The following is a 16,915-nucleotide window of genomic DNA, read 5'->3' as shown; positions in this document are numbered from 1 at the left end:
CGTTGCTATTGTAGTTAACCGTCATGGTAAAAGGAAATGCCTCTTTGCGAAATAAAAACAATTATATTTCGGTGTCGCCGGCTCTGAACAAAATTAAGCATTTAGCGCCCATGCTGGATGCTCAGATTAACGTTGTTGGCCGTTTTAAACGCTGTATAGGTTTTCAAGATAACTTAGGGCAGGCGGTTTTGGCGTGGGGAAGAAAACCATCGTCAAAAGTTGCTGAACGCTACGCTAAACGGCAAAAACTCCCATTATTACGAATAGAAGATGCATTTTTGCGTTCAGTAGAGTTAGGCGCTCATTGCCCTCCGCTTGGAATAGTGGCTGATACGCAGGGAATTTACTACGATGCTCGTTCGGCGTCAGAATTAGAAGCGCTTATTTTACAGCCATTAAATGAAGAACAGCAGCAACGCGCTGATACTATTCAAAAAAGATGGTGTGAGCTAAAGCTATCAAAGTATAACCTTCATAGAAGTCATAATGTCGATTATGGTCGGCCTTATGTGCTTTTGGTAGACCAAACGGCGGGCGATGCGTCTATAAATTATGGGTTGGCGTCGGCTGAGTCGTTTCAGGAAATGCTGTCTGTGGCAAAGCAACGTTTTCCAGAGCATTTATTAGTCATAAAAACGCATCCGGACGTCATTGCCGGTTTGAAGCAAGGTCATTTCAATATTGACCAACTTTCAAACCAGTCTAATGTCAGGCTTGAAGGTCGTCCCTTACACACGCCGGATATTATTGAAGGCGCTGATGCCGTTTTTTGTGTGACCTCTCAGGTAGGCTTTGAGGCTCTGTTATGGGGAAAACCAGTTTATACCTTTGGTATGCCGTTTTATGCTGGCTGGGGGCTGACTAACGATACCCTGAAGGCTCCTTCGCGTCGTAATCCGGTGTTTTTGCAACAATTGCTATACGCTGCATTGGTGCGTTACGCACGCTATTGGCATCCCGAAAAGCAGGCGGCATGTCAGGTTGAAGAGCTGATGGAATGGGTTGGTCAACAGCGTATTTGGCGTCAACGTTTTCCTGAAAAGCTCTTGGCAGAGCGCTTCCCGCGCTGGAAGCGTGAGTACTTGAAGACTTTTTTTTCGGGCACTCAGCTGCAATTCATGCCACGCGGTAAAGCATTGCCCGAGAATGAACCTTGTGTGGTTTGGGGGCGTCAAGATAAGCAAAGCCGTTTGTGTGTTGAAGACGGCTTTATTCGCTCCGTGGGGCTGGGAGCCGACTTAACGGCGCCTAAATCATGGGTTATTGATGACATGGGTATGTATTACGATGCTACTCGGCCTTCACGACTTGAAGCTATTTTGAATGACTATGAGCTTTCTGACGATGAGCTTAGCCGAGCTGAAGCTCTGGTTGGGCGCTTAGTGAAAGAGCAAGTGAGTAAGTACAACGTTGGGGACAACAGTTGGAAGCGGCCTAAAACAGCTAAAGTAGTGATTTTAGTACCAGGCCAGGTGGAGTCGGATGCATCCATTCAATATGGCTCGCCGAACTTAAAGCAGAATGTCGAGCTGCTGGCTCAAGTGAGAATGCAGAATCCGGATGCTCATATTGTTTACAAGCCACACCCTGACGTTGTCGCCGGTTTACGTAACCCCGATTCAAATGAGTCGGAGCAGGTGCAGTTTTGTGATGAAATTGTTATACGTGATAATATGGCGTCATTATTAGAAAAGTTAGCGCCTGGTGACGAAGTACATACTATGACGTCTTTGACAGGGTTTGAGGCTTTATTGAGAGGGATTCAGGTTTGTTGTTACGGACAGCCTTTTTATTCTGGCTGGGGGCTTACTCAAGATTTATATCCTAATTCGCGCCGGCAAAAAAAACGCAGTTTGTATGAGTTAGTTGCTGCAACATTGATTATTTACCCCCGTTACCTGAGCTCCAAAAGTGGGTGTCTAACGTCGGTGGAGCAGGCGTTGAATGAAATTGCAGAAGAGCGGCTAGAACAAAAGAATGAAACTTACACTGCTCAATTAAGTCGCAGGTTAAAGCGCATGATACTGCGGTTAAAACGATTTTAAATAGTGGAAACACAAATGACAGGATTATCTTGGGTAGCGGTTCTACTCAGTTTTTGTATGAGCTTAGTGGCGCTTGTTGTTTTTCGAAAAATGGCCCCGTCTTGGGGGCTATTGGATCATCCCTCAGAAAGAAAGTTGCATCGAGTGAATACACCACTGATTGGTGGCATCGCGGTTGCCTGTGGTATTGCGGCGAGCTTAATATGGTGGATGCCTTTCAGTCCGTTGATTAGTTCTTTTTTGGTTGGTGCGGCAGTCGTTGCTTTCGTCGGTGTGCTTGATGATATTTATGATATTAGTGTTCGGATACGTGTTGTTGGGCAGATTTTAGCGGGCTGTGTCGTCATTATTTCCGGAGACACCTATTTGATGTCGCTAGGTAATTTGGTCGGACTTGGGGACATTCATCTAGGAATTTTAGCGCTTCCATTTACCTTGTTTGCTGCTGTCGGGGTAATGAACGCTTTTAATATGATCGATGGTATTGATGGGCTGCTAGGTGTGAGTTCGCTGATTGCGCTAACTGGTTTTACAGTTTTGAGCATGTTATCTGGAAACCATATGCTGGTTTGGCTAGGGACTGTTTGCATCGCGTCTCTACTGCCTTATTTCTTTAGTAACCTGCAAGCAGACGGGCACTCGTTTAAGGTGTTTATGGGAGATGCGGGCTCCTTACTCATGGGCTTTACAGTAACGTGGTTGTTTATCGTTGGTTCTCAGTCTCATCTCACTTCAACGGTTGTGATAGACCCCGTAACAACGCTGTATTTGGTGGCGGTTCCGTTGATGGATATTTTGACGGTTATGGCACGTCGGGTTAAGCAAAAACGGAGTCCATGGCTGGCGGATAGACAACACATACACCATTTATTTGAGAAAGCGGGTTACTCCCAAAAACAGACTTTAATAAGATTGACATTGATTATGACGGCGATAGCCGGACTTGGTGTCATACTTCAGTATACCAATGCCGCTGAGTGGGTGCGTTTTGTTGTTATTGTTGTGGTTTTGTTCGGATATATTGGACTCACCAAATATTTAAAGGGACAAATGTCACGCATAGAAAGGACAGAAAATTAAGGATAATTAACGTGAAAATTTTAGTAACGGGCGGAGCTGGATATATTGGCTCACACACTGTATTGGAGTTATTAGTTAGTGGGCACGATGTGGTTGTTTTGGATAACTTATGCAACTCAAGCATTGAGAGCCTCAAACGTGTTGAACAATTAGCCGATAAAGGTATTACTTTTTATAAAGCTGATATTCGTGATAGTGCAGCTCTTAAAGAGGTTTTTTCGAGCCACAATATTGATGCAGTTATTCATTTTGCGGGTCTAAAAGCTGTTGGTGAAAGTGTTAATAAGCCGCTTGACTACTATTCAGTGAATGTCAGCGGTAGTGTAGCCCTTACTCAAGCGATGGCGGCCGCAGGTGTGACTAAATTGATTTTTTCTTCATCGGCAACGGTTTATGGCGAAGATGCTACTGTGCCTTATAAAGAGAACATGCCTCGGGGGAAAACGAGTAACCCATACGGCACTTCGAAAGCAATGGTTGAACAAGTACTGACTGATATTACCGTGGCTTACTCGGACTGGTCTGTTGTATTACTGAGGTATTTTAACCCGGTAGGTGCGCACCTGTCAGGAAGTATCGGAGAAGACCCTCAAGGTATCCCAAATAATTTGATGCCGTTTATAGCTCAAGTTGCAGTTGGGCGACGGGAGTGCTTATCGATTTTTGGAAATGACTATGATACTGAAGATGGAACCTGTGAAAGAGACTACCTGCACGTGGTAGATCTAGCGAAAGGCCATGTCAGTGCGCTTCAGGCAACCGAACAAGCGGGGGCGCATATTTATAATTTAGGTACGGGGACTGGTACTTCAGTTAAGCAAATGGTCGAAGCATTTGAGCGAGTTACTGAAGTAACAATTCCTTATAAGATAGCTCCTCGCCGTTTAGGCGATTTAGCCGCATTTTGGGCAGATGCTAGTAAAGCAGAACAAGAGCTTAGCTGGAGAGCTGAGCTGGATATTGATGATATGATGCGCGATACATGGCGTTGGCAACAGAACAACCCTCAGGGGTATAAGAAGTAAAGGTAAATTAAATGAAAATAGCAGTAGCAGGAACGGGCTATGTTGGCTTATCAAATGCGGTGTTATTAGCTCAGCATAATGAAGTGAAAGCTGTTGATTTGGTGGCTGAGAAAGTCGACTTAATTAATCAAAAAAAGTCGCCGATTGTGGATACCGAGATTTCAGACTTTCTGGCAAATAAAGATCTGAATTTAGTAGCTACTACAGACGGGGAGAGCGCTTATAGAGAAGCTGAGTTCGTACTTGTAGCTACACCAACCGACTACGACCCTGAAACCAATTACTTTAATACACGCTCAGTTGAGTCAGTTATTGAGCAGGTTTTGGGTGTTAATAAAGATGCGATCATTATTGTTAAATCGACCGTTCCGGTGGGCTACACGCAATCTTTGAGAGAAAGGTTTGAAACGGATAACATCATTTTTTCGCCTGAGTTTTTACGTGAGGGTAAGGCGCTACATGACAATTTGTACCCATCACGAATTATTGTTGGAGCGCGTTCAGACAGGGCTAAAGCTTTTGGCGACTTGCTCACCCAGGGCGCTAAAAAAAGAGATATTTCTGTACTGTTTACCGACTCGACCGAAGCTGAGGCCATTAAGCTATTCGCGAACACGTTTTTAGCCATGCGGGTTGCTTACTTTAATGAATTAGATAGTTACGCGGAGACTCATGGTTTGAGTACCAAGCAGATAATCGAAGGCGTTTGCCTTGATCCTCGCATTGGCTCGCATTATAACAACCCGTCGTTTGGTTACGGAGGCTATTGTCTACCTAAAGACACTAAGCAGCTACTGGCTAACTATGAGGATGTACCGCAAACTCTGATTAAAGCAATCGTTGATGCTAATTCAACTCGTAAGGACTTTATTGCGAATTCCATCCTTGCTCGAGCACCCAAGGTTGTGGGTATTTATCGGCTCGTAATGAAATCTGGTTCTGACAACTTTAGAGCTTCTGCCGTTCAAGGGGTAATGAAGCGAATTAAAGCGAAAGGAATAGAAGTTATTGTCTATGAACCCGTTTTAGATGACACTCTTTTCTATAATTCTCGAGTCGTAACGGACTTAGATGACTTTAAACGGGAAGCTGATGTAATTATTTCTAATAGAATGGAAACGGTACTGTCAGACGTTGCGGAAAAGGTCTACACGCGTGACTTATTTGGTTCTGATTAATGTCAGCATTACGTAGATGATCAAAATGGATGGAACAATGATAAAAAACGGACCTTATTTAGCCTTAGATACCAGTTACCAAAAGCTTACGGTCGATGAACTTTTCCAATCGACAGGGCAACGCTTACCTAAAAGCTTTGATGACTATCGAGACCAGTTATGCCGAGGTGAATACTGCAACCTAAGTGAAGACCGCCCGGTAAGTCATGTACTGAGCCGATCTATCCATGCAGTTGCAAGGCAAAGTAACCGTAAAACACGCTTTGTTGATACCGTACAAAAGCTGCGCTCGGGTCGCTGGTTAGGCTCTACGGGTAAGCCTATTACTGATGTGGTAAATATTGGTGTAGGTGGTTCCGACTTAGGTCCGCAAATGGGTGCCTTTGCTTTACGCGAATTTGCGAACGATGCCGCCTTACATGACTTACAGGTACACTTTGTGTCCTCAATGGACGGTGGGCAGTTATACGCTGTTCTGCCCATTGTTGATCCGGAAACAACCCTATTTATTGTGTCGTCTAAGTCATTTGGCACGGTTGACACCTTTGCCAACGTGGACACGGTACGTAAATGGATCGAGCCTGCGCTGACACAAGAGCAATGGCTGGAAAAGCACGTGATAGGGGTGTCGGCCAATGCTCAGGGAATGACTGACTATGGCATACCACCGGCACAGCAGTTCACCTTTGGCGAAGGAGTTGGCGGGCGCTTTTCTTTATGGTCGGCAATTGGGTTAAGTATTGCTTTAACGACTGGAATTCGGCCATTTGAACGTATGCTAGAAGGTGCTAAGGCAATGGATGAACACTTCCTCAGTGCCCCTGCAGAAGACAACTTGCCGATGTTGCTTGCGTTATATGGTGTGTACAACCGCGAAGAGTTGGGTATTAATAACTTGGCGATTTTGCCATACGATGGCCGCCTGCGTATGCTGCCGAACTACCTGCAACAACTTGATATGGAGAGTAACGGCAAGCAGGCTACCGCTGACAACAAACCAATAAAATGCCCTACGGGACCTATTATCTGGGGTGGTTTTGGACCAAACGGGCAGCATGCGTTTTTTCAGCATTTGCACCAGGGTTATGATGAGTTTACTGCAGACTTCGTGGCGGTATTGAAGCGTGAAGCCCCTGGTTTTGACTCTGCCGTCCAGCAAGGCCTGGAAAGTCAGCAGCGTTTGGCAGTTGCGAATTGTTTAGCACACCGCAGATTAATGTGGGAAGGCAGTGAAAATGAATCTTCGCCGCGTGACCATTATCCGGGTGGACATCCATCTAACTTGTTAATAATGGATGAGCTAACGCCTGAGAGTTTCGGTGCGTTAATAGCGGCCTATGAGCATAAAGTTTTCACACAAGGCGTTATCTGGAACCTGAACAGCTTTGATCAGCCCGGGGTTGAAAAAGGTAAGAAAATTGCCATGGACGTATTGCGTGTACTGGATGGCGAGAGTGATGAGTTCTTTGATGAAAGCACGGACGCGATAGTTCAGCGAATGAAATAAATGGTTAAGGCAAACGATGGAAAATTTGTAAGCACTTCCAGCATTATTGGGAAGCTAAGAACTACAATAAGCTTCTTTCACTTCCCGGCCTGCCTGTAGCTATTACCTACATTGCCATGAGTCTTTGGCTTATTCCTCTCGTTTTTCCTTTTTGATTTTGTAGCCTGACGTTTTACGTCAGGTTCGATATCTGACCTGACACCAGTGTCAGGCTGCGTGGCAGAAGGTTTTTTGGATATTTACTCTAAAACCTATATAATTGTAAAGAATCGTTAAGTTAGGTGTCTTTTGATTTAAGACGCATTTTCGAGGAGATTTTTCACTCAAAGAAACTGGGAGCACCCATGTTTAAGTATAATAAGTTGAGCTCTGCTATCTTTATAGCATTAGCTGCTTCTTCGTCAGTAGTTGCGCAAGAACAAACCGCGCAGCAAGAGGAAGCAGAAACATCTAAGCAAATTGAAACCATCAATGTCACCGCTACCAAGCGTACGACAAATATCCAGCAAACTCCAACCGCCGTGCAAGCGTTAAGTTCCCGCGATTTAAAAGAACAAAATATCGGCAACTTTGACGACTACGCGCAGTATGTACCGAATGTTACTTCGAGTGGCCGTGGGCCAGGACAGAACGACGTATTTATTCGTGGTATGTCCATTCAGCCAATTACTGTCATGCTGTCAGGTGCACAGGGCACCATGCCGAACGTTGCTTTATATGTTGATGAGCAGCCGGTAACGGCTCCCGGGCGTAACCTTGATGTTTACGCAACCGACTTGCAGCGTATTGAGGTGTTACCCGGACCGCAAGGCACACTGTTTGGCGCAAGCTCGCAAGCAGGTACCATTCGCTACATTACCAAAAAGCCCGTTTTAGGCGCTTTTGAGGCGGGTTTCACCACCGGCTTTGAAACCATGGCCGAAGGTGAAATGAGCAGCTCTTCAGAGGGCTATATTAATATTCCGGTGACCGATGATTTAGCCGTTCGTGGTGCGTTTTATAACGTTAACCGTGGCGGTTACATCGACAATGTCGCGGGTGAATTCTCTATTGACCCGAACAACCCGAATTACCGGCCTATGGATCCGTCCATGGAAGCCCTGGTTGATGACGGCACCGAATTCACCAGTGCGTTTAACACCCCTCTGGCGGAAGAAGACTTTAACGACAGCTACTACAAAGGCTTCCGCCTGAGTGCTAAGTACCTGATTAACAACAATTGGGAATTGTTGGTACAACATCAGGCTCAGGACCTTGGCGCTGACGGTGTGTTCGACTATGACCCGGATGTGGGCGATTTAGACGTTGAACGTTATTATCCGGATGAGCTGGAAGACAGTTTTGATCTGACGACCTGGACATTAGATGGTCGTTTGGGTGCACTGGAAGTGCTGTACACCGGTGGCTACCTGGACCGTGAAATTGAACAGTCAGTTGATTATACGGGTTACAACACCTCGGGCACCTTCATCGTCTATTACACCTGTAACTACGGTGATGACGGCATGGCGGAAAATTGTGTTGACCCAACCAAAGGCTTTAAAGGCTATCAGGAACACACGCGTTTCACTCAGGAAGCTCGTATTAACTATGACTTCTCTGACAACGCGCGTATTACTGCCGGTGTGTTCTACGATGACTTTGAAATTAACACGCAGGACGATTACCTCTACTTCTCAAACCCTGAAGAGTTAGGTTTTGTGCCGAACGCACCAATGGAAGGCGTATACGCTAATAACCCGAATACGCGTCCACCGCGTGTCGGTTTCTTCAACGACATTACGCGTACTGAAGAACAAATTGCGGCTTTTGGTGAGTTTACTTATGACTTCACCGAGCAGTGGTCTGCCACAATTGGTCTGCGTTGGTATGACATGGAATCTGACTTTTATGGTCAGTCGAGCTTTGCGTCAAAAGGTACCGACGGCGATGCCGGACGTGACTATAATTCAACCGCAGGTCACACGGACCAGCCGCTTGAACAGGACGACGTGATTCCGAAGTTTACCGTCAGCTATCAATATACGCCGGACGTGTTGTTCTTCGCGACTTACTCTGAAGGTTTCCGCCCGGGCGGCTTTAACCGCGCTGGTGGTGCGACCAACGATGCCGGCGAATCGGTTAACACCGTTTACGAGTCAGACGAAGTGGTTAACTACGAGTTTGGTTGGAAGTCACTACTGCTGGACAACTCATTGCGCTGGAACGCGAATGCGTACTTTGTTGAGTGGAACGACATGCAGATTAGTCGTTTAGATACCGACATTTCTATTCTGACCTTTGTTGATAACGCAGCGGATTCAGAAATTCGCGGTCTGGAAACAGACTTCACCTGGCGTATGACCGACAACTTTACCTTCAGTGGTGCCTTGTCGTATAACGATACCGAATTGACTCGCACGGGTCAGGGCATTGTCCGTACCTTGCCGATTGGCTCTGAACTGCCATTAACACCGAAGGTACAGGGTAACCTGCGCGGCCGTTATACCTGGACACTTGAAAATAACTGGGATGCCTTTGCTCAAGTTGGCTGGATATACGCAGGCGAGACGTACCCGTCACTGGTGGCTGCTGAAGTTGAGCAGGCCGGCGGTAAGCAGGAGTCGTACAACATTGGCAATGCGTCAGTGGGTGTGATGAAAGATCAGTGGAGCGTTAAGCTTTACATTAAAAACATCACCGACGAGCGTGCTGAGTTGTATACCAATACGCAAGACGATATCTTGAGAACGACAACCAATCGTCCTCGGTCAATTGGCTTGTCAGTATCTTACGACTTTTATTGATAAGAGAGTCTGAACAAGGGGCCTTCATTTGGCCCCTTTTTTAATGGTGAGGAACTATTGGTTGTTATGGAGCATATAAAGAAACTGTTAGCTCAGAGTCAGTTTGACCAGGCGCTTGAACTGTTGCAGCAGGAGCGTGATACCTTGTCCGGTGACGCCTATAAAGAGTCACTGTATTATGAGGCGGTTGCGTATCGCTATTTAAATCGGCTTGAGCAAGCTGCTGAAACGCTGTCTTCGTTATTAACGGAATGGCCCGAATACGGGCGGGCGTTTCAGGAGCTTGCACATACCCAAAAGGCACAAGGAAAAACGAGCGAAGCCCTGCAGAGTTATTATCAGGCCATTCGTCTTAACCCCGCGTTGCACGCCAGCTGGGCTTCGGCCGCAAAGCTGGAAGCGAGCAGAAATAACGCAGATCAGGCGGAACGGAACCAGCAACAAGCGAACTTTTTGTTGCGCCAGCCCAAGCAGATTTTAGCGGCCTTGAACCTGTACCATGAAGGCAAGTACTACAAAGCCGAAAAGATTTGCCGGGCGTTCTTACAGCGTAACCCGCATCATGTTGAAGCCATGCGAACGCTGGCAAATATTGGCGCCCAACTGGATGTATTGAACGATGCCGAGTTCCTTTTAGAAAGCGTGCTGGTATTAGAGCCGAATTACGATTTAGCCAAATTTGATTACATTAAAGTGTTGCAGCGCCGACAGAAACACAGTGAGGCTTACAAGCACGCCAAAGAGCTGTTTGAGAAAGAGCCGGGTAACCCACTGTACAAAGCGCTGTTTGCCAATTTATCGGCCGCTTTAGACTACGACGAACAAGCCCTGACGTTGTATGACGAGCTGATTAATGAGCAAATGAACGACGATATTGCCGGTATCCATGTTGCCAAAGGTCATTTATTAAAAGCCATTGGCCAGCAGCAGGATGCGATACAGAGTTATCAAAGCGCATGTCAGGAGCGTCCGGATTTTGGCGACGCTTACTGGAGTTTGGCTAACCTGAAAACGTACAAGTTTAGCGACAACGAAATAGCGGTGATGGAACGCGCAGCGCAAGACTCGAGAACGCATTTAAATGACCGCATACATTTTTGCTTTGCTCTGGGTAAAGCCTTTGAACAGCACGGTGAGCACAGCAAGAGCTTCGACTACTACCAGCAGGGCAATGAACTGAAACGCGGCACCAGTCATTTTAAACCTGACGTTCTGGCGCAGCGCATTGCGGCACAACGTGAGTATTTTACCGAGCAGAAAGTGAAGGCGTTGCCGGAAGTCTCGGTTAACTCAAACGTAACCCCCATATTTATTGTGGGGCTGCCTCGCGCGGGGTCTACTCTGGTGGAGCAAATACTGGCATCGCACTCGGCCGTAGAAGGAACCTCAGAGCTGCCGAACATTCCGGCTATTGCGCACTCCCTGAATGGTCGTCAGGTTCAGGCAGACACACCGAAATACCCGTCTGTACTGGATGAGTTAACGCCGGAAAAGCTCATGCAGCTTGGTGAACGCTATTTAGCTGAAACGGAAATTTACCGGTCGGGCGCGCTGTTCTTTACCGATAAAATGCCGAACAACTTTCGTCATATTGGGTTAATTAAAACGTTGCTTCCCCATGCGAAGATCATTGACGCCCGGCGTAACCCCATGGACTGCTGCTTTAGCGCCTACAAGCAGTTATTCGCTGAAGGGCAGGAGTTTAGTTATGGGCTGGATATGCTGGCGGAGTATTACCGTGACTATGTGGATTTGATGGCGCACTGGAATAAGGTTTATCCCGGCAGCATCCATACGGTGATACATGAGCAGCTGGTGGAAAACCCCGAAGACGAAATTAAGGCCCTGTTTGACTATTTGGATCTGCCGCTGGAACCGCAATGCCTGCGGTCTCACAAAGCAGAGCGACGAGTCAAAACCGCCAGTTCTGAGCAAGTGAGGCAACCTATTAACGCGAAAGGTATTGGTCAGTGGCAGAAATTTGAAGCCCAGCTACAACCGCTGCAAGAGGCTTTGGGTCAGTCATTGATGGAACAATGGGACGAAAGATAGTGTTACTGGCTCGTTAATTTTATTAATACTTTGTTACATTTTCTGCTTACATAATCTTAACGTCCTCGTTATAGTGTTGTTCCTTTTTAGGGGAACAATAATAAATGAGGTTAAAATGCCAATTAAACAATTTAAATTAACGGCATTATCAGCTGCTGTTGTAATGGGTTTAGCAGCCTGTGGCGGTAGTGATGATAATTACGCACCAACGGTTTCGGCAGAGGTTTCTGCTGAAGGTACCCAATGGGAACCGATGACCGGTCAAGTAACCGCCACTGATCCTAATGGTGATGAAGTCACTTATTCTGCGTCGGTTGTTGCACCCGAAGATGGTACTGCCCCCGGTACTGTAGAGATTAACAGCAACGGAGAGTTTACTTACACTCCAATGCGCGCCGAAACGGCAACAATTGAAGTAACAGTTAGTGATGGTGAGTTAAGTACTACTGAAACTGTGACTATTGAAGGTTCTGCCATTAAAGGTGACCCGCTGGCTTACCAGCAATGGCACCTGAATAATACCGGTCAGAAAGCTTATACTCAGACCCAGGCAGCTTTAGACTTTTTAGTGAACAACTACGGTTGGACTGAAGAAGAAGCACTGGCTACTTTCTTTGACGAAAGCATTTATGTTGCAGGTGAAGACATGAATGTTGTTGAAGCTTATGCACAGGGTGCATTTGGTCAGGGAATGATGGTTGGTGTTGTGGATTCTGGTCTGGAAATTCAACACCCTGATTTGCGCGATAACATTGCGCCAAATATGTCGTTGAACTTTGATCCAAATGCGACCAATAAGATGGATCCGACGAATACGTTATCTCAAACCGGTGATCACGGTACGTCGGTTGCTGGCTTGATTGCAGCAGTAGCAGGTAACGACCTGGGCGGCCGTGGTGTTGCACCACAGGCGCAGGTATTTGGTGCTAACTACTTAGGTGGTAATGTTTCTCAAAACGAATTGAACTCTGCTTTAAGCCACGGTTTACCGGGCAGCGGTGTTTCTGAGAGCGACCCGCTTATTGCCTACAACCGTAGCTACGGTATTTCTTACCCTGCTGCGCTTTATACCTACCCAACTGACGAAGCGTTTGAAAAGTACGTTGCAACGGCCTTACGTAACGGTCTTGGCGCAATTAACGTTAAGTCGGCGGGTAACTCGTTTAATGGCGGGCAAACCGGACTTTGCGACATTAACGGTGCTGTCACCTCAGGCTTAACTTGTCTGAACGGTAACATGGACCCGTCAAACGCAAACTTCTACACAACCACCATTGCGGCGGTTAACTCTGACGGCGGACATACCAGCTACTCGACTGCGGGCTCTAATATTTTTGTTGCTGCACCGGCAGGTGAGTACGGTGAGTTTGCTCCGGCCATGGTGACGACGGATCAGTCCACTTGTTTGCAAGGTTACAGCAGTTTCCCTTCTCAGGATGGTATTGACGCTCAAGCTGGAGCGCCGGGCTACTTTGAAGCATTCAGAAACTTTAATGCGCCGGGTCACGATGAAAACCCATCATGTAACTTTACCAGTACGTTTAACGGTACCTCTTCGGCGGCGCCAAACACAACTGGTGTTGTTGCTTTGATTGGTTCAGCTAACCCAGCGCTGAGTGCTCGCGAAATTCGTCACATTATGGCTAACACGGCTGATCAGGTCGATGCTGAAGATGAAGGCGTAGTTTTAGAGGTTAACAGTGGCGAATTTGTTGCCGACCCGGGCTGGATTGAAAACGATGCGGGTTACGCGTTTAACCTGAAATACGGCTTTGGTCGTGTGAATGCTGGCGCAGCGGTTGCAATGGCAAAAGAAATGGAAGCCGGTTCAATGGCTGAATTGATTGAAACCGACTGGATGGACGTTTCTCCTGAAACAGCTGTTGATGTTCCTGACAACAATGCTGAAGGCGCAAGCTACAGCTTTACTGTTGAAGACGACATGACGCTGGAAGGTTTGCAATTCTCACTGACAGTGAGTAATGCGGACTTTAACGGTTCAGGCTGTTCTTTCTACAGCACGGCAGGTTCTGACTTAGCGGTTGAAGTAACGTCTCCTGCAGGTACTACAACTCAATTGTTATCAGGTCGCCAGGAAATTATTGTCGGTGCTGAAGGTCAATGTAGCCCGTACATTCTTGAAGACACAGTGTTTTTGGCAAATGCCTTTTATGGCGAAAGCCTGGCTGGCGAATGGACGGTACGTTTAGTTGATACCAATGGCGATGATTTGAACCTTAGTGGTTTGCCAGTATCTAACAACACAGTACCTTCAGTTTTTGAAGCCGTTAGCGTTCGTGCGTTCGGTCATTAATAGGAGCAATGAATATGAGTTTAATGAAAGCACTATTAGCGGTGGCCGTAAGTGGCGTAGTTGCGGTATCGGCCACGGCGCAGGAAGTTCCTGCACCAATGAAAAAACAACAGCAACCGGCTGTTAAGCAGTTACCAGCAATGGATGCGAAACGTGACTATCAACAGTATAGCTTCACTAAGCTGCCAGAGTCGGCTGAACAGCAGGCGGAAGACAGCGATGTGCTGCTGGCCGGTACAGAGATGGTTAACCGTATTACTGGTGAAGAAGCCTATGTATCGGGTGTAGTGACTGTTTTAACCAAAGGCGTTGATGCGGATGCTTTAGCGTCTCAGTTTGGTTTGACGGTTGAGCGCGTTTACTCTCGCTTAAACCTGGCTATGCTGAAAGCGCCTGAAGGCACTAACATGCTTAAATTGCGTGATGAAATGCACGGCGTTAGCGGTGTTAACAGTATTAAAGTTGAGATTGTGGAAAACCTTCGCAAACCTCACTCACTTTAAACGTTAGTACACAACAAAACCGCATCCGGCTTCTGCCGGGTGCGGTTTTTTTATTTGTTTTGCGGTACAATTTGGGTATCACTTTTTGAATGAACTATTCCATGGTCGATAACATTGTCTGGCATGATGCCGCTGTAACGCATGATGACCGCGTCACACAGAAAAAACACCAACCTGCACTGCTGTGGTACACGGGCTTAAGTGGCTCGGGTAAGTCGACTATTGCTAACGCGGTTGATCGCAAACTGTTTGAACGGGGTTGCCACACCTATTTGCTGGACGGCGATAACGTGCGCCATGGCTTGAACAAAGACCTGGGTTTTAACGATACGGACAGAGTGGAAAACATTCGCCGCATTACCGAAGTCAGCCGCCTGTTTCTGGACGCGGGCCTGATTGTGGGTACGGCGTTTATTTCGCCTTTTATTGCTGACCGTGCGCAGGCACGTGAACTGACAGGCGAACGTTTTATTGAAGTGTTTGTGGATACGCCGTTAGAGATTTGCGAACAGCGTGATCCGAAAGGTCTGTATAAAAAGGCACGCGCCGGTGATATTCCGCATTTTACCGGTATCTCGTCGCCTTATGAGGCGCCAGAGCAGCCTGAAGTGCATTTAAAAACCGATGAAATGGACATTGAACAAGCCGCTGAACAAGTGGTGCAGTATTTAAAGGATAACGGGATTATTTATGCTTAACGAATTAAAAAACATTGCCCGCGACGCAGGCGCGGCCATTATGGACATTTACCAAAGCGATGACTTTGATGTGCAGAAGAAGGGCGATGACAGCCCGCTGACCAAAGCGGATTTAGCCGCCCACAATGTTATTTGTGACGGCTTGCGGGCGCTTGACACTCAGTACCCGATTATTTCGGAAGAGTCGTCAGACATTAGCTGGGAGCAGCGTAAGCACTGGTGTCGTTACTGGCTGGTTGACCCGCTGGATGGCACCAAAGAGTTTATTAAACGTAATGGCGAATTTACCGTGAACATTGCCTTAATTGAAAAGGGTGTACCCATTATGGGTGTGGTTTACGCGCCGGTACTGGATGCTATGTATACCGGCGAACGTGACCGCGGCGCGTTTTTAAATGGCAAAGCCATTTCGGTCGCCACCAAAGAGCCAGACACGCTGCGTGTTGTGGGCTCTCGCTCTCACCCTTCGCAGGAAACCATCGACTGGCTGGATGCGTTAGGCAAACCTTATGAAATGGTGCCGATGGGCAGCTCGTTGAAGATTTGCCTGGTGGCTGAAGGTAAAGCCGATATCTACCCGCGTTTAGGCCCAACCTGCGAGTGGGACACGGGGGCTGCTCATGCCGTACTAAGCGCCGCTGGTGGGCAGGTGATTACGGTTGCTGGTGAGCCGCTGCTGTATAACCAAAAAGAAGCGTACCTCAACCCCCATTTTATTGCGCGGTGACGCGTGGCCGGGCCACGGATTCCCGCTCGATAATGCGTGGCTCAAACACGGTCTGAATATCGTCGAGCTTCTGCTGATACACGTTTTTTAAGACCCACCGGGATGCCATCATGCCCATGCTGCCTATCGGGTAGTCTACGGTGGTGAGCTTGGGGAACATATAGTGGGAAAAGTTGACGTTATCAAAACCCACGATGGATAAATCACCCGGTAGCGACAGACCGGCCTCGCGTGCCGATGTTATGGCGCCTGCTGCCATTTCATCGTTAGCGCAGACAACGGCGGTGATAGCCGGGTCTGCTTTCAATAAGGCGTGCAGGCCTGCTGCGCCGCCTTCTTCGTGGTAATCGCCTTCGTAAAATAATCGCTCTTGCGGGTTAACGTTGTGCTGTGCCAGGGCCCGTAAGTGTCCAAAATAACGTTGCTCGGCATCATGTTTCCACATGGGGCCGGAAATGTACCCAATACGTTGATGACCATGGCTGAGCAGGTAGTTGGTGGCAAGGTAGCCGCCATGTTGGTTATTGAGTGTGACGCAACGGTCGGATAATCCATCGACAAAACGGTTGAGCAAAACAAAAGGGATGTCTTTAGCGGCCAGTTCGGTTAAAAACTCGTCGGTAACCGCTTCAACGTGCAGTATCAGCGCATCGCAGTTACGGCTTTGTAAAAACTCAATACTCTCTTTTTCGAGTTTTTCATCGCTGTGCCCGGCAGCAATAATGACGTGTTTACCGGCACGGCGAAAGGCCGCTTCAATATCGCTTAACAAAGTACCGAAAAAGGGGCCGTTCAGCTCTGAAACGACAATGCCAATGCTGTTGGAACGTTTAGAGGCTAAAGACTGGGCAACTGAGTTCGGGTGATAACCCAGCTTATCCACTGCTTCCATGACTTTTAGACGGGTCGCCTCGCGCACGGGAGTATTGTTATTCAGTACTCGAGATACGGTTGCTAAGGACACCCCGGCGAGTTTGGAAACTTCATAAATTGTGGCCAT

At 47.3% G+C, this 16,915-nt stretch carries 12 protein-coding genes; 11 read left to right on the top strand and 1 reads right to left on the bottom strand.

Translation table 11 applies throughout. The features are described 5' to 3' along the window. Positions 1–44 precede the first annotated feature (44 nt). The 11 genes from CWI78_RS04285 (at position 45) to cysQ (ending at position 15,915) form a co-directional block, all read left to right on the top strand. Positions 45–2,045, top strand: coding sequence for a capsular polysaccharide biosynthesis protein (locus CWI78_RS04285; protein ID WP_167468596.1), 2,001 nt, complete (start codon positions 45–47; stop codon positions 2,043–2,045). Between the two features lie 15 nt (positions 2,046–2,060). Next, the gene (locus CWI78_RS04280) at positions 2,061–3,125 is read left to right on the top strand and encodes an undecaprenyl-phosphate alpha-N-acetylglucosaminyl 1-phosphate transferase (protein WP_126780592.1); all 1,065 of its coding nucleotides are present in this window, start codon (positions 2,061–2,063) and stop codon (positions 3,123–3,125) included. Positions 3,126–3,136: 11 nt separating this feature from the next. Then, entirely contained in the window at positions 3,137–4,150 is a 1,014-nt protein-coding gene (gene galE, locus CWI78_RS04275) for a UDP-glucose 4-epimerase GalE (RefSeq protein WP_126780590.1), read from the top strand. A gap of 11 nt (positions 4,151–4,161) precedes the next feature. After that, entirely contained in the window at positions 4,162–5,328 is a 1,167-nt protein-coding gene (locus CWI78_RS04270) for a nucleotide sugar dehydrogenase (RefSeq protein WP_126780588.1), read from the top strand. A gap of 37 nt (positions 5,329–5,365) precedes the next feature. Then, positions 5,366–6,835: a glucose-6-phosphate isomerase gene (pgi, locus tag CWI78_RS04265; RefSeq protein ID WP_126780586.1), complete on the top strand. Its 1,470-nt coding sequence runs from the start codon at positions 5,366–5,368 to the stop codon at positions 6,833–6,835. Positions 6,836–7,179: 344 nt separating this feature from the next. Then, the gene (locus CWI78_RS04260; protein ID WP_126780584.1) at positions 7,180–9,621 is read left to right on the top strand and encodes a TonB-dependent receptor; all 2,442 of its coding nucleotides are present in this window, start codon (positions 7,180–7,182) and stop codon (positions 9,619–9,621) included. A 66-nt stretch (positions 9,622–9,687) separates the two neighbouring features. Next, complete coding sequence (locus CWI78_RS04255) at positions 9,688–11,673, top strand: tetratricopeptide repeat-containing sulfotransferase family protein (protein WP_126780582.1); 1,986 nt, start codon at positions 9,688–9,690, stop codon at positions 11,671–11,673. Between the two features lie 115 nt (positions 11,674–11,788). Further along, on the top strand, positions 11,789–13,987 hold the full coding sequence (locus CWI78_RS04250) for a S8 family serine peptidase (RefSeq protein ID WP_126780580.1): 2,199 nt from the start codon (positions 11,789–11,791) through the stop codon (positions 13,985–13,987). 14 nt (positions 13,988–14,001) lie between these two features. Continuing rightward, complete coding sequence (locus CWI78_RS04245; RefSeq protein ID WP_126780578.1) at positions 14,002–14,490, top strand: S8 family serine peptidase; 489 nt, start codon at positions 14,002–14,004, stop codon at positions 14,488–14,490. An 89-nt stretch (positions 14,491–14,579) separates the two neighbouring features. Further along, on the top strand, positions 14,580–15,188 hold the full coding sequence (gene cysC, locus CWI78_RS04240; protein ID WP_276567876.1) for an adenylyl-sulfate kinase: 609 nt from the start codon (positions 14,580–14,582) through the stop codon (positions 15,186–15,188). Then, a complete protein-coding gene (gene cysQ / locus CWI78_RS04235) occupies positions 15,181–15,915 on the top strand; it encodes a 3'(2'),5'-bisphosphate nucleotidase CysQ (protein ID WP_126780576.1) in 735 nt (244 codons plus the stop codon). Before cysC ends, cysQ begins: the two co-directional genes overlap by 8 nt. On the opposite strand, the gene CWI78_RS04230 is transcribed toward cysQ, so the two are convergent. Continuing rightward, positions 15,902–16,915 (bottom strand): LacI family DNA-binding transcriptional regulator, encoded by a 1,014-nt coding sequence (locus CWI78_RS04230; RefSeq protein WP_126780574.1) that lies wholly within the window; start codon positions 16,913–16,915, stop codon positions 15,902–15,904. The genes cysQ and CWI78_RS04230 overlap by 14 nt on opposite strands.

Origin of the sequence: Idiomarina ramblicola (assembly GCF_003987255.1) — a bacterium.
Taxonomy (GTDB): domain Bacteria; phylum Pseudomonadota; class Gammaproteobacteria; order Enterobacterales; family Alteromonadaceae; genus Idiomarina; species Idiomarina ramblicola.
The sequence above is the reverse complement of the archived record's forward strand: the minus strand, read 5'-3'. Positions and strand labels throughout refer to the sequence as shown.

Excerpts from the sequence above, each read along its gene's own strand:
- CWI78_RS04260 (WP_126780584.1), top strand. The coding sequence starts at position 7,180 with ATGTTTAAGTATAATAAGTTGAGCTCTGCTATCTTTATAGCATTAGCT.
- cysC (WP_276567876.1), top strand. The coding sequence starts at position 14,580 with ATGAACTATTCCATGGTCGATAACATTGTCTGGCATGATGCCGCTGTA.
- CWI78_RS04280 (WP_126780592.1), top strand. The coding sequence starts at position 2,061 with ATGACAGGATTATCTTGGGTAGCGGTTCTACTCAGTTTTTGTATGAGC.
- CWI78_RS04230 (WP_126780574.1), bottom strand. The coding sequence starts at position 16,915 with ATGGCCACAATTTATGAAGTTTCCAAACTCGCCGGGGTGTCCTTAGCA.
- CWI78_RS04255 (WP_126780582.1), top strand. The coding sequence starts at position 9,688 with ATGGAGCATATAAAGAAACTGTTAGCTCAGAGTCAGTTTGACCAGGCG.
- cysQ (WP_126780576.1), top strand. The coding sequence starts at position 15,181 with ATGCTTAACGAATTAAAAAACATTGCCCGCGACGCAGGCGCGGCCATT.
- CWI78_RS04245 (WP_126780578.1), top strand. The coding sequence starts at position 14,002 with ATGAGTTTAATGAAAGCACTATTAGCGGTGGCCGTAAGTGGCGTAGTT.
- CWI78_RS04250 (WP_126780580.1), top strand. The coding sequence starts at position 11,789 with ATGCCAATTAAACAATTTAAATTAACGGCATTATCAGCTGCTGTTGTA.
- pgi (WP_126780586.1), top strand. The coding sequence starts at position 5,366 with ATGATAAAAAACGGACCTTATTTAGCCTTAGATACCAGTTACCAAAAG.
- CWI78_RS04270 (WP_126780588.1), top strand. The coding sequence starts at position 4,162 with ATGAAAATAGCAGTAGCAGGAACGGGCTATGTTGGCTTATCAAATGCG.